Source organism: Algoriphagus limi, from assembly GCF_024919275.1.
GTDB classification, from domain to species: domain Bacteria; phylum Bacteroidota; class Bacteroidia; order Cytophagales; family Cyclobacteriaceae; genus Algoriphagus; species Algoriphagus limi.
The window spans coordinates 569,380-583,181 of record NZ_JANWGH010000003.1; the positions used below are offsets into that span (position 1 = coordinate 569,380).

Annotated in this window: 9 protein-coding genes and 1 tRNA gene; 4 read left to right on the top strand and 6 right to left on the bottom strand. The window is 39.3% G+C overall.

The window, feature by feature from the left end; all coding sequences use genetic code 11:
• Positions 1-30: 30 nt before the first annotated feature.
• Entirely contained in the window at positions 31-1,482 is a 1,452-nt protein-coding gene (gene asnS, locus NY014_RS14720; protein ID WP_259415311.1) for an asparagine--tRNA ligase, read from the bottom strand.
• A gap of 175 nt (positions 1,483-1,657) precedes the next feature.
• On the opposite strand from asnS, the gene rpoN reads away from it, so the two are divergent.
• Positions 1,658-3,115 (top strand): RNA polymerase factor sigma-54, encoded by a 1,458-nt coding sequence (gene rpoN / locus NY014_RS14725; RefSeq protein WP_259415312.1) that lies wholly within the window; start codon positions 1,658-1,660, stop codon positions 3,113-3,115.
• Positions 3,116-3,261: 146 nt separating this feature from the next.
• Positions 3,262-3,735 (top strand): phosphatase PAP2 family protein, encoded by a 474-nt coding sequence (locus tag NY014_RS14730; protein ID WP_259415313.1) that lies wholly within the window; start codon positions 3,262-3,264, stop codon positions 3,733-3,735.
• 29 nt (positions 3,736-3,764) lie between these two features.
• Here NY014_RS14730 and NY014_RS14735 read toward each other — a convergent pair whose 3' ends face one another.
• A complete protein-coding gene (locus tag NY014_RS14735; RefSeq protein ID WP_135075045.1) occupies positions 3,765-4,508 on the bottom strand; it encodes a porin family protein in 744 nt (247 codons plus the stop codon).
• A 255-nt stretch (positions 4,509-4,763) separates the two neighbouring features.
• Here NY014_RS14735 and NY014_RS14740 point away from each other — a divergent pair.
• Together NY014_RS14740 and NY014_RS14745 are read left to right on the top strand one after the other, a co-directional pair.
• Positions 4,764-4,837, top strand: a tRNA-Arg gene (locus NY014_RS14740).
• Between the two features lie 165 nt (positions 4,838-5,002).
• Positions 5,003-5,263, top strand: a complete 261-nt coding sequence (locus NY014_RS14745) for a YgdI/YgdR family lipoprotein (RefSeq protein ID WP_259415314.1) — start codon at positions 5,003-5,005, stop codon at positions 5,261-5,263.
• Positions 5,264-5,300: 37 nt separating this feature from the next.
• On the opposite strand, the gene NY014_RS14750 is transcribed toward NY014_RS14745, so the two are convergent.
• The 4 genes from NY014_RS14750 to yaaA all read right to left on the bottom strand — a co-directional run bounded on the left by NY014_RS14750 (position 5,301) and on the right by yaaA (position 13,801).
• Complete coding sequence (locus NY014_RS14750) at positions 5,301-6,530, bottom strand: MFS transporter (RefSeq protein ID WP_259415315.1); 1,230 nt, start codon at positions 6,528-6,530, stop codon at positions 5,301-5,303.
• Between the two features lie 106 nt (positions 6,531-6,636).
• Positions 6,637-9,378, bottom strand: a complete 2,742-nt coding sequence (locus tag NY014_RS14755) for a hypothetical protein (RefSeq protein ID WP_259415316.1) — start codon at positions 9,376-9,378, stop codon at positions 6,637-6,639.
• A gap of 99 nt (positions 9,379-9,477) precedes the next feature.
• Positions 9,478-12,945, bottom strand: a complete 3,468-nt coding sequence (locus NY014_RS14760; protein ID WP_259415317.1) for a gliding motility-associated C-terminal domain-containing protein — start codon at positions 12,943-12,945, stop codon at positions 9,478-9,480.
• Between the two features lie 103 nt (positions 12,946-13,048).
• Entirely contained in the window at positions 13,049-13,801 is a 753-nt protein-coding gene (gene yaaA / locus NY014_RS14765; protein ID WP_259415318.1) for a peroxide stress protein YaaA, read from the bottom strand.
• Position 13,802: the final 1 nt, after the last annotated feature.

Sequence of the window (13,802 nt, forward strand, 5' to 3'; positions counted from 1 at the left end):
AATCCCCGACCGATTGGCCGGGGATTCGATTTAAAACTCTGCGTTTCCAGGAGTCCTTGGGAAGGCAATTACGTCCCGAATATTGCCCATACCGGTTACGAATTGAACCATTCGCTCGAAACCTAGTCCAAAACCTGCATGTGGGGTAGAACCAAATCGTCGAGTATCCAAGAACCACCACATTTCCTCGGTAGGAATGTCCATTTCTTCCATTCGTTGAACCAATTTGTCCATTCGCTCCTCTCGCTGTGATCCACCGATGATTTCACCGATTCCAGGGAAAAGGATATCCATAGCTGCTACCGTTTTTCCGTCTTCATTTTGACGCATGTAGAAAGCTTTGATTTCTTTTGGATAATCAGTTAAGATCACTGGTTTTTTGAAATGCTTTTCTACCAAATAACGCTCATGCTCAGATTGCAAATCAGCTCCCCAAGACTCGATCAGGTATTGGAATTTCTTCTTTTTATTTGGTTTTGAATTTCTCAAAATATCGATCGCCTCTGTATAGGTGATTCTAACAAAATCATTGTCAGCAACAAACTTCAACTTTTCAATCAGTCCCATTTCTGAGCGTTGATCTGCTGGCTTGGACTTTTCCTCATCTAGTAACCGAGCTTCCAAAAACTTGAGGTCATCCTCACAGTTTTCAAGTGCATATCTGATCAAATACTTCAAGAAATCTTCGGCTAGATCCGCATTATCCTCAGCGTCATAAAACGCCATCTCAGGCTCAATCATCCAGAATTCAGCCAAGTGACGAGTGGTATTTGAATTTTCGGCACGGAATGTAGGACCGAAAGTGTAAATCTCAGACAAAGCCAAAGCCGCTAATTCACCTTCAAGTTGGCCGGATACCGTCAAATTGGCTTCCCGCTCAAAGAAATCCTGCTTGAAGTCCACAGCTCCATCTTCAGTTCGTGGAGGATTACCAATTTCAAGAGTGGTTACTTTGAAAGTTTCTCCTGCCCCTTCCGCATCGGAAGCGGTAATGATTGGGGTATGGATGTAGAAAAAACCTTTGTCATTGAAATACTTATGTACCGCATAGGCTAAGGCATGGCGGACTCTGAAAACCGCACTGAAAGTATTGGTACGTATCCTCAAATGGGCGATTTCACGAAGAAATTCCAAAGAGTGCTTTTTAGGCTGCAGTGGATATTTTTCAGGATCTGCTTCACCAAGCACTTCGATAGAACTGGCATGCAATTCTGCAGCTTGTCCAGCACCCTGGGATTCCACGATGGTGCCATTTACTTTCAAACAAGCTCCTGTGCTGCATTTTTTAAGGATTTCTTCCGAAATCACATTCGGGTCAGCCACTACTTGATAATTGGTGATGATGGAGCCATCATTCAAAGCGATAAAGGACACATTTTTATTTGAACGCTTGGTTCGCACCCAGCCCATGATAGTGACTTCAGCTCCGATTAGGGGCTGTTCCAGTAAAGATTTGATTTTGACCCGGTTGTTAAATGCCATGATTGCGTTGATTAAAATTCATTTGAGCATTCCTGCTCGCTAAAAGGGTTTGCAAAAAAACGATTAAATAAGCTTTTTATCAAAAATTTGCGCGTTTTTCCTAACTTTGAATTCAAGGCTTTTTCCATTGAAAAAGCTTTTTTTAAACCCATAGGATCGGTTCTAAATTTCCAAAATGCAGAAGTTAAATCTTAGTCAGACGCTTTCTCAGAAGCTTTCTCCTCAGCAAATCCAGTTTATCAAATTGCTGCAGGTACCTACTGCAGAATTGGATGCTAGAATAGAGGAAGAGTTGGAAATTAATCCCGCCTTAGAAGAGGGAAGGGAAGAAAAAGAGGAATCCTCTCAAGAAGATACCTTTGAGGATAACTATGAGGAAGATGTGCCTATGGAGGATCGGGATATCAATTTGGATGATTATCTCGATGAGGAATACAGTGGGTACAAAATGCAAGGTGATGGGAATTACAATCCGGATGAAGAAGATCGGGAAATTCCAATTTCCTCTCAAGCCTCTCTGCATGAGCAATTGATCCAGCAATTGAACTTTTTGAAACTGGATGATCGGCAGAAATTGATCGGTCAGCAATTGATTGGAAGTATCGAAAACGATGGCTATATCCGCCGGGATTTAGAAGCGATTATCAACGATTTAGCGTTCAGCCAAAATATAGAAACCGATATTGATGAATTGGAGGAGATTCTGGTGAAAATCCAAAATTTCGATCCAGCAGGAATTGCAGCTCGAAACCTCCAAGAATGTCTTTTGATCCAGTTAGAGCGGAAGGAACATCCTGATGATCCAGATGTGCAGAATGCGCTTAGGATTGTTCATGATTGTTTTGATGAGTTTACGAAAAAGCACTATTCCAAAATTCAGCGTAAATGTGACCTGACAGAAGAGGAGACAAAAGAAGCGGTAAATCTAATTACCCGACTTAATCCTAAACCAGGAGGAACTTCAGACGGTTTGGTCCGAACGCAGTATATTATTCCGGACTTTATTTTGACCAATAATTCCGGGAAATTAGAGGTTTCCTTGAATTCAAAAAATGCTCCTGAACTTCGGATTTCCCGTTCTTACGCGGAAATGTTTGATGCGTATGATAAGTCTGATAAGAAGGATAAAAAACTGAAGGAAACGGTAACCTTTGTCAAGCAAAAATTGGATGCAGCAAAATGGTTTATCGATGCTATCAAGCAGCGTCAGAATACCTTGCTAAAGACTATGGAAGCTATCGTGCAATATCAGCGCGAATTTTTCTTGGATGGGGATGAGACGAATTTGCGTCCGATGATTTTGAAGGATATTGCAGAGAAAATCGATATGGATATCTCCACTGTTTCTCGTGTGGCCAACAGTAAAGCGGTCCAAACAGAATTTGGCGTTTATCCTTTAAAATATTTCTTCTCTGAAGGAATATCTACTGACAGTGGGGAAGATGTAAGTAACCGAGAGGTCAAATCTGTTTTGCAGAGTATGGTTGACCAAGAAGATAAAAAGCGGCCACTATCAGATGATAAATTGGTGAAATTACTTAATCAAAAAGGATACAATATCGCAAGACGAACCGTCGCCAAATACCGAGAGCAGTTACAGATTCCGGTGGCGAGATTAAGAAAAGAGTTGTAGTGGGGAAAATCAGTTCATTAGTAATTTCTGTTGTTTTCCAGCCCCTGATCATTCCAATGATGGTATTTGGTTTGATTCTTTTTGGCGTACCGGAATCCACTAGCGTCCCTTTTGAATTTAAGACTCGAATTTTTTACCTGATTCTGATGTCTACATTGGTTATTCCTATGTTGACTATTTTCGGTCTTCGGTTGAGTGGGACTGTCAAAAGTCTTCACATGCACACCACCAAAGATCGAATGATTCCTTTTTCGGTTACCAGCATTTATTTTTTATTGACGACCTTTTTTATGCATCGGATTTCGGAACTCGATCCGATAATTTGGGAAACCATGGCTTTGATTTCGGGAGTTGTGGTGATTTTGACTATAGTGACTATTTTCTGGAAAATGTCAGCTCATATGACCGGGGTAGGAGGTTTAGTCGCCTTAGTTTTGGTATTAGGATTCCGATTTTCCAATTTTCAATCCCTGTACCCACTATTACTTTCTATCTTTTTATCGGGAGGGGTCGCATCTTCACGATTGTTTTTAAATGCGCATAAGCCGTTGGAGGTTTATGTAGGATTTATTTTTGGATTCTTGAGTTGCTATTTTGGATTCCAATGGATTTGGTCATAAAAAAACCGGGCTTTTGACCCGGTGAATAATTAGAATAAGTTAACCGCGACACCAAAACTGATTTGAGCAGCCCTGTTGTCGAAGGGACCTTGATTTTCTTGGAAAAGTCGATTTAGACCAAAGTAGCTCCAAACATAAAAACCAGGTGAACCCGCTTTCAATGATAAGCCGTATCGGATTTTTTCGAATCCATAATTTTGGGAGTCTTTGATTTTTCGACTTACCCCATCTTCATCTTCAAATTTGATTTTGCTGTGGGCATTGTAAAGAAAGCCAACTCTACCACCAAAAGTCAATTTGAATCCTTTGTAATAATTGGTTTTGTTGAAGTGATATGTGAAATCCAATGGTACTTCAAAGTAGCTAAGCGCAAAGGTGTTTTTATTCACTTGAATATCATCTCCAAAAACTTCTGTAAGCTCTAAAAGTTGACTGGATTCGGGTCCTTTTTCAGGGTCATTGAAAAGGTTTTTTTCGTCATTAAAAGCAAGCTTATCTGTTCCAATTCCAAAACCCGGATTAAATGTCACTCCAGATGTTTCTCCGAAAATTGAGATTGGGTGCTGGTAATAAATATTGAGTGTTCTTGATCCGAAAAATCCAGTACTAAGATCTGCAGGTCTATTATTCAATACATTAAAACCGAACTCTACCTTAAGGTCAGAAGGGATATTGGGACGACCTCCGATTGGTACTTTTGGAGTTTTGGTTTCTTGGGCCTGTACAAAGTGGATCAGGAATAGAAGTGGTAATAATCCGAATAGTTTTTTCATTTGATAGTATTCTTTTTTAGCGATCAAAGGAAACTTTGTTGTCACCGCACCAATTATTTTGATTGGCCTTTAATCATTGAAAAGCAACAAATCTCCATGCTAATGCGGGCAAAAATAGAAAATCCCAAAGGATTTAACCTGCTTTTGCTCTTAATAATTCTTAAGTCTCCTTGGAGGAAATTTTTTGTATTAAAAAAAAGCTTGAAGGTGATATTTGAAAACAAAACGATATTCAATACCTTTGCATTCGCTTTCGGCCTCGTAGCTCAACTGAATAGAGCACCTGATTACGGCTCAGGAGGTTTCAGGTTTGAATCCTGACGAGGTCACAAAGACAAAAGCCCAACTTATACGGTTGGGCTTTTTTTGTTGCTTTGTCTCGTCCTCAAATATGTCCTTAAGAGGCTTCAAGGTCAGTTTTTAAATTCTTCTCCAATTTAATTTGGCTTTTTTTTTGTAACCAATGTGGTTACTTTGGTATCAAATTAAGCTTTATGAGAGGCATTAGACTTTTTTGTTTTGGGTCACTTTTATTTATCCTTGCCGGGTGTGAAAGTTGGCTACAGGATATTGGCCTGGTAGATGTCAAAAAAATCAAAGGGCCTTGTACCATCACCTTGGTTGATGGAACACTCATAGAAACTCCCCATACGATTGAAATTAGTATCCGAACCGAGGTGCTTACTTATCGCGATGAGGATGGGAAAATTTGGTCGCTTTTTAAAGACGAATACGAAAGTTATTCCTGTCAATAATTAAAAAAAAATGCAGCCCGAAGGCTGCATCTTATTTTTAGTGACCTGCTGAAGATAATGCAGGTTTACTTCCTTTTTGCCAGATAAACAGGATTATAAATAGGACAATTAGAATGGAAGGGAACATGGTGAGCTTTAGAAGCGTCTCTTGTCCAGTTGCTAATTCCAATTGTGCTCCAGAAAGCCCTTCTGCCACATTGGTCGCTCTTGCTGAGTCAATCCAGCTACCAATGATTGGCTGCCAAATTGCAGTAGAGAACATTCCCACGCCACCAATAATCGACATTCCCAAAGCACCGCTTAGAGGAACTCGTTGAGCAACTGCACCTACCATTACTGGCCAGAAATAAGCCACACCCAAAGCAAATACAACGGCAGCAACATAGGCAACTGGACCAGTTACAACGCTAAACATGTATGTTCCAATAGCCGCTAAAACCGCACCGCTGAGAAGAACACCGGTTTGTCCCAATTTGCCAACAACTGGTCCTGCGAAAAACCGTGCTACTGCCATTACACCAGTAGTCAAAGCCAAAATTAACATACCACTTGCTCCTGAGCTATCCAATACCACATTTGCCCACTGTTGAGTACCGAATTCGGTGATCGCAGTGATAGACATACAGATAAACAAGAAGATGTAAAGCGGGCTAATCATTGCCTTGATGTTACTTGAAATAGAAGTAGCTGCTTCTACATGTGGTTTAGGGAATGCTTTTCCAAAGAACAATACCGCGTAGGCAATAGTAGGGATCATCATTACCCAAATTTGTGGCTGCCATCCCATTCCGGCATCAGTCATAAACTTGGAGATCAAGGATCCTAAAACGATACCTCCAGGGAACCACATGTGGAAGCGGTTCAACATTTTATTCATTTTTACTCCAGTGTACATGTCTGCAATCATAGGATTACAAGCTGCTTCTGTACATCCATTTCCAAAACCAATAAATAGAGTGGAGATCAATAGAGTAGTATAACCACCTGCATAAATTGTCATCAAAATACCGATAGTGTGGGTGACAAAGGCGATGTTCATGATGACTTTTGGGCCAAGTTTGTGGTAAAAAAGACCACCCAAAATCATGGATATCGGAAAGCCTAGGAACCACATGGAGTTTATAAAGCCCAACTGCTCAGCAGTTAGTCCGAAGTCTTCACCAAGCTGGGGAAGGATACCCGCACGAATGGCAAAGGTGAATGCGGTGGTAATCAAGGCCAGACAGCTGGCATTGAAAAGCGCGGTTCGGTTGATGTTTTGCGTCATAGATTTAGGTTTTTTTGGATTAGGATTGATAATGCATTCGATTGAAAGCTGTCAAAATAGGAAAAATATTGCATTCTGACTTTTCCAGTTATAAAAATTTCACTGGCTAATCAATCACCAGAAGAGAACCAGTGATTTTTTCTTCAAAGCCATAGATTGAATTTCTGACAATTAGCAAAACAGCAAGGGTCCCAATCGGTGCTTTTCTTCCGTTGATTGAAGTTCCGTCCCAATTAAAAAAAGGATATTCGATTGGGATTTCTTGAGTGATATCGTGATGGACCAATTCTCCAAACCTATTGAAAATAAAAAGTTCTGCTTCGGTGATTCCTTCATTGACTATTACCCTGAAATCCCGATTTGGATCACCAATGACCATAGCATCAGGAAATATCACCTGGAAGTTACAGGCATCGTAAGTCTCGAAATTATCTGAGAAGACACAATTGTCTGCGGTGGTAACTATGAGGGTATATTCTCCAACCTGGTCAGGTTTGAAAATAGGCGTAGTAGAAATTAATTGTCCTTCAAAATACCATTCATACAAAGCATAAGAGCCCGGATCGATTCCCGGATAGGAATTTGGTTTTGAGCAGATGGCATATCGATCTTCCAGATTTGGCTCAGTTAATAAGGTGCTATTTTCTACGGGAATAAAATTTCGGCCTATTTCACAACCAATCTTATTATATACAACCGCTTCATAATTTCCAGGTCGATCTATTTCAATCTCAAAAAGGTTTTCAAATTGGATGAGATCTTCCCTATTATTATTCTCATCATAAAAAATCCATTCCACTCGATCCACTTCTTCTTCTTGAGTGTCTAGCGTTACAATGGCAGTGCCAGGATCAGGACAAATTTTGGTGGCAATTAAGTCCACTGGAACTGATAGGACCGGAGGTAGAATTGAAAAAGGAATAGGAGTTACTTCACAGAAGCCGCTTGCTAATGGTTGGGCCGTTACCGTATAATCACCCAATGCGGTAGGGTAGAAATACTCTCCTCTTCCGACAATTTCTCCCTGATCATTGATCCATCGGATTGAAGTTTTGGAGATGTCAAAATTTTCAACGATTACACGATATACCTGATTACCGAAACAATCCTCTTCGAATAATTCCAGGTCAAATTGAATTTTATCAGAAAGGGTAGCTTCAAAGTTAATTTCTCGAGGGCAATTGCCATTGGCCTCATTACTTTCTCCAATTAATCTATAAGTCCCTTCTTTTGTTAGTACAAATGATTCTCCTTTTTGCCGAGACTCTTCAAGCCCATCAGGATCAATTAATGTGAAGGTTAGGTTTTCATTTGTTTCGGGAATCAGCTCAAATTGCTCACAAATGTTGATTTTCCCCGGGTTACTGAAATTGACTTGGGGTAGAGATGGAATTGTAATTTCCCGAACTGGATAGGTGCACCCGTCAATTTTCAATTCAATCAAATATGTGCCCCCTGAAAGCGTAAATTGAACTTGGTCCTGAGCTGTAATATTATCGGCTTGAACTTCTCCAAACCCAGGAGATAAAGCACGAATAGTTCCATTTACTTGGCCTTGTTGAAATTGGAGTGTAAGGACTCCGGGTTTAACACCATTTTCGGTACAGCTTTCTGCTGTGATTTCATAATTCGGCTCAAAAAAATCTTGTGTGCTTGAATTTGTGATTGGGGGATTTTTGGTATCTAGATCAAGTAATGTGGTAACCTTACAAAGGTTACTATAGGCTTGAATGGTATAGACTTGAGGATTTAGGTTAGACAAGGAAATGCTATTTCCAGTACCTAAATTGGTCTCTAAATAATCAAGTTCGACTATTCTTACAGAATCAAGGTCAGATAGAGCTGATATCAAAAAAGAGCCGTTTGGTTCAGAACAATTGTCTGGTTTCTCCAAAATCTGGATATTAATTTCAGGCTTTTCACGGACTTCGAAAGTTGTTTTTCGTTCTGACCTACAATCAGGATAATTTTCATCTATTGCTGAAAAAATCACTGTGTAAGTTCCTGTCTCCTGTATTTCTTCACTCTCAAGATTAACTTCAAATGCAGATCCAAGGGATTCTGGAGTGTTATTTCCTGGTCTTATCAATAGCCAATCTCCTGAAATTGGTGTGTCCAAACCAAGTTTTTGAGATTCACCTTGACAAAGTGTAGGCTGGGACAGAGTTATTTTAAAATCCAGGGATGGGCCCACATAAGTAGATCCATTAACAACACATTCAGCTGACCCAGAACTACTAGTCTGAAAAAACTCAACTTTATAATAGCCTTCTTTATTTACGGAAATACTATTTCCGTTTCCAACCACATTGTCTCCTAAATCTCTCCAAATGATGGTATATTGATTGAGGTTTGGAGTCGATGGATCTATTGCTGTGAGTTCTACAGGATTGCTTCCACATAGAAGATAATCTGGTTTTAGTTCTAATTCGGGCCCTTTTTGAACTTGAACAGTCTGTGATTCTTGATAAATTATTTGAGTTCCTCTTCTTACACTCAATCTGACTTGGTATAACCCAATTTCATTGAATGATATTTTAACATTTTCAAAAGGGGCTCCACCGCCAGTTCTATTAAAAAATTCATTGCCATTTGGGTCAATAGCCTTCCAAGTATATACGTCTCCTTGATCTCCACCTCCACTAAAAGTCCCGATTACACCCCCAAAAACAATACAGAGATTTTCAGGTCCTATAAGTTGAGGATCTACAAAGGTATGAGACTCAAAGAGGGGAAAGGAATCGATATTCTTGTTTTGCCCAGATGGAATAAAAGCCAAAATCAAGAAAATTGTCCAAACTAGTTTGATCTCAATCTCCTTAAATGAAAACTGAGCAAAGGCTTGCAAGTAATTGTTTTTTTAGGGTGATGAGTAAGTTTGGAGTACTTACTAATTACATTGACAATTCGGCTATTGCAAAAAATGTTCCATTAACTGAATTAATTATCAGTCAATAACCATTAAAGATCCAAACTGAGTTTTGTGAATATTTTTCTCGTAGTTTACTAGATCAATTCGGATAGAATAAGCACCGTTTGGTACTTTTTTCCTTCTATAATACCCATCCCAAATACAGGTGGATTCTTCAGTTATTAGTTCGGTATTTTGACAGTGAAAAATCAATTCACCCCATTGATTAAAAATCCATAACTCCAGTTCATCAACCAAGTAGTTGGTATAAATCAAAAATGGTTTTTCTGGATCCTCGGGTGTAATGGCAGTTGGGAATTGAACACGCAACTCGCATTCTTCTTCTGTTACAAAACTTGTGGCATAGGCACAGCCTTCAGCGCTTGTAACCACCAAGTCATATTGTCCAATTTGGGAAGGTTTAAAGGTACTTGCCGTAGAAACTACTTGTCCATCAAAATACCATTCATAGGACGCGAAGTTTCCGGGATTTATTTGAGGTCCTAAATCTAATCGAGGACATATTTTATAAGAATCCTTAACCTCGGGTCTAAATTGGTCAGTACTTCTTATGACAAAATTTTCATCTCTTCCAATGACACAACCAAACCGGTTGTATAACCTAACTTCATAATTCCCTTCCTCAATTGCTAAGATTTCGGTTTTGTTGTTTTGGTTGAGTTGGGAAGTATTATTGCTGAGATCGGTAAACCACCATTCAATAGTTTGTACTTGTTCCAAATCTGCCTCAAGTCTAAGAGCAGCGTCAGGTTGATCTGGGCAGAGTGTTTCTGCTATTATTTCAGTAGGGATAGATAATACCGGTTGTGGTAGATTAAATTCCTTTGGATTGATGTTACAAGCGATCGAGCCCGAAGGTTGAACTTCAAGGGTAAAATCTCCGTATTGGTCCGACAGAAATGTCTGTTCAGTTGATAAAAGATCTCCATTTGCATTTCTCCAGAAATAGTCGACTTGGTCAGCCAGATAATTGCTAACGTCAGCCTGATATTCATAGACTCCATTGCAGTCCAAGTTGATCAAAATAGGTTCAAACTCTACTGGAGGGTTTATTCTTACATTGAATATTTTCTGCTCTGGGCAGAGTGGGCCTGAAATATCTGTATCATATCCCAAAAGGATATATTCACCTTCCTGATCCAAAGTAAATGCCTCACCCGTAGATTTGATTTCTTCTTTCCCATCAGGAAAGGTAAGGAGGAATTCAAGGTTTCCATTGTTATCAGGGATAAGCTCATAGGGATCACAAATAGAAAGATCGCCCGGAATATCAAAAGGTACTTTATCCGGGATTAGGTCAACTCGAAGGGTTGATCTTCCTAACTCACAGTCTTTATTTATTGATGGAATTCGGCTGAATACTGCAGCTTCATAAACGCCTTCTGCATCGACTATGATTTGGGTTTGGTTGGTGAATTGAGGCAAATCCTCAATATTTCCATCAAAATCATACCGTCTCCACTCGATATCCGTTATTTCTTCAGGAAAGGTGGATGATAAATCAAGGATTGCCCTTGGCCCATATTCACATAGCTTGGTTGATTCAAGTGAAACTTCGACCTCTAGAATTGGTTCCTTAATTTCAAATTCTACAGGAGGAATTGGACATGCCTGACTATTTGCTGGCTGTACATCGAGTTTGAAATTCCCAAAGCTAGTGGGGTTTAAAAATTGACCTGTTCCAACTAGTTGATCGTTTTCGTCAAACCAGCGGAATTTAACAGTACTAGGGTCTCTTCCATTAATGTCTGCCTCATAGGTCATGTTCCCAAAACAATCCTGATCAATCAATTTGGGTTCGAAATCTACAGGATCAACCAATGTTACATTGAAAGTTTTCAACAAGGGGCAAAGATCTCCTTGACCAGCTAGTCGGCCAACCATGCTATACTCACCCGCTTCGGTTAAAGTGAAAGGTTCATTCGCTGCTTTTGTGACTTCCGAACCATCAGGTAAGATAAGAGTGTATTCTAGGTTTTGAGAACTCGAAGGAATTAAGTCATAAGACTGGCATATATTTAAATTCGCCGGTATATTAAAATTCACCTGGTTTAAGCCAGGGACCTCGAACTCTTCTCGTTTTGGGAGTTTACAACTATCCTCGTTAAAAACTTCAAAGAAATATTTTCCTCCTCCGATTTCAATTTTTTCAGACTCTAGCCCTGAGGCGGAGCGAGTGAATATTTCTTCACCTCTAAAATTTAATAATCTGTAAGAACCTTCTAGTGGTCCATTGATCATCCGAAAAATAAAAGACCCTAAGGTTTTCCCGGTTTCTGTACATATCTCTGGTTCGATATTCTCAATTTCAAATTCAAGTCCAGGAGGAGGGTCTGATAAGGGTACAACAGTTCCAAATAATGAAACACAGCCATTCAATTGTGAAACAAGACTATACGCCCCAGACTCAAGCCCTGTAAAATCAATGATATCTCCTGAGTTAAATGGCCCTTGACCTTGGCCTAATCCTTCAATGGAAATAAAGTCCAAATCTGTTAAAGCTCTAACCTGTAATGCACCGTCAGGAATAAAACAACCTGAAGAACCAAAGGCTTCAACTAGTTCAATGCTTGGAAGAAAATTGAATGTAATTGTCTCTGTATCCTCAGGCGAACAACTAGGATTATTTGGGTTTTCTACCCTAAAAATAATTTCATAATCTCCAGGTTCATTAATTGCCCCTCCACCAGAAACTGTAATTGAATTCCCCGTTCCAATTTTTGTAGGAGTCGATGTGCCTGATTTTTGGATATACCAATCTCCAGAAATAAGAGGGTCAGTTGTGAAATTAATGCTTTCTCCGGGGCACAAGTTGGTTTTTGAGGCTTGTATAGAAACTGAGGGTAATTCTTTAACCTCCGTCTCAACCGTTGTAGTACATTCTGGATTTCCAGATGAGTTTGGAAAGAAAAAAGTTACTTCGTATTTGCCTATAGAGGAAATATCAAGTGAATTTTCGTTTCCTATGATGGTTCCAGATTCATCTCTCCATTCGAATTCATATTCGGAGAAGTTTTCAGATGATGGACTTATAGCCTCAACTGTAAGCACCTGTCCATTACAAATTTGATAGCTCGGATTAAGCGTGATATCCGGTCCTTTTAATACTTCAATTACCTTTTCTTCCTCATAAATTTGAATCCCACCACGATTTACAATCAATTGTATTTTATGAGACCCTAATAATCCAAAAGTGTAACTGATTTCTTCAAAACCACCAGTTCGGTTAAAAAGGATTTGGTCACTTGGACCTAAGATAGTCCACTGATAAACATCTGTTTCTGGATCTCCTCCTCCTGAAAAAGTACCCAATACGCTACCGAAAACATTACAAAGCTGATCCGGCCCTTGTATCATTGGGTCATTGAAGGTTCTCATCAAAAAACCAGACTCCTCCTCATGAAATCCTTGATTTGGCTCAAAACCAACTTGGATATTGAGTAAAAACAAAGAGAACCAAGTCAGTGAAATGATAGCCTTCAAAATTCAGGGAGATAAAAATGTCTGATAATCAATCTATAAAGATACAAAAATGAATTTGGCCTAAAAAAAGCCCGAGTTATTTTAACAACTCGGACTATTTAATTTATCGAACAAAAACCCAATCCGAACCAGAGCTCAATGGCTCTGAAAATTCATAACCTTCCTCATTGAAGGTTTTTAAATTTTCTGGATCAGTAATTCGGTTTTTGATAGCAAAATTGGTCATCATGCCTCTTGCCTGCTTTGCAAATAGGCCGATCACTTTGTAATTTCCATCTCGATGTTCTTTGAAATGTATATTGATTACAGGAGATTTTAAGGTGTTTAAATCTACCGCCTTAAAATATTCTTGAGAAGCCAAGTTGACTATTGGAGAACCTTCTGCAGCAGCATTGATTGCCTTCGCAATTTTCTTATCCCAATATTCATAAAGGTTTTTACCTTTTTTGGTTTCTAATTTTGTCCCCATTTCCAATCGGTAAGGCTGTATCAAATCCAACGGCTTCAAAAGTCCATATAATCCAGAAAGTATCCGGAGATGTTCTTGTGCAAACTCAAAATCTTCTTCGGAATAATTATCTACATCAATTTTGGTGTACACATCTCCTTTGAAAGCCAAAAGAGCTTGTTTTGAGTTGTCAGGGGTAAATTCCTTTTGAAAGGTTTTGTATCGCTCTTCGTTGAGTTGAGCTAGATTTTCACTAACTGACATCAACTTTGCAATGTCTCGAGCTGACTTTTTTTTCATGACTCCCACAAGAGATTTGATATCAGTGGTAAAGTCTGGATGACTGTATTTATCAATGTTGGGAGTACTGTAATCTAGGGTTTTTGCAGGTGAAATTAGAATTAACATA

What these genes read in the sequence shown, in the direction of transcription:
- asnS (WP_259415311.1), bottom strand. Translation starts at nt 1,482, where the DNA reads ATGGCATTTAACAACCGGGTCAAAATCAAATCTTTACTGGAACAGCCC.
- rpoN (WP_259415312.1), top strand. Translation starts at nt 1,658, where the DNA reads ATGCAGAAGTTAAATCTTAGTCAGACGCTTTCTCAGAAGCTTTCTCCT.
- NY014_RS14730 (WP_259415313.1), top strand. Translation starts at nt 3,262, where the DNA reads ATGTCTACATTGGTTATTCCTATGTTGACTATTTTCGGTCTTCGGTTG.
- NY014_RS14735 (WP_135075045.1), bottom strand. Translation starts at nt 4,508, where the DNA reads ATGAAAAAACTATTCGGATTATTACCACTTCTATTCCTGATCCACTTT.
- NY014_RS14745 (WP_259415314.1), top strand. Translation starts at nt 5,003, where the DNA reads ATGAGAGGCATTAGACTTTTTTGTTTTGGGTCACTTTTATTTATCCTT.
- NY014_RS14750 (WP_259415315.1), bottom strand. Translation starts at nt 6,530, where the DNA reads ATGACGCAAAACATCAACCGAACCGCGCTTTTCAATGCCAGCTGTCTG.
- yaaA (WP_259415318.1), bottom strand. Translation starts at nt 13,801, where the DNA reads ATGTTAATTCTAATTTCACCTGCAAAAACCCTAGATTACAGTACTCCC.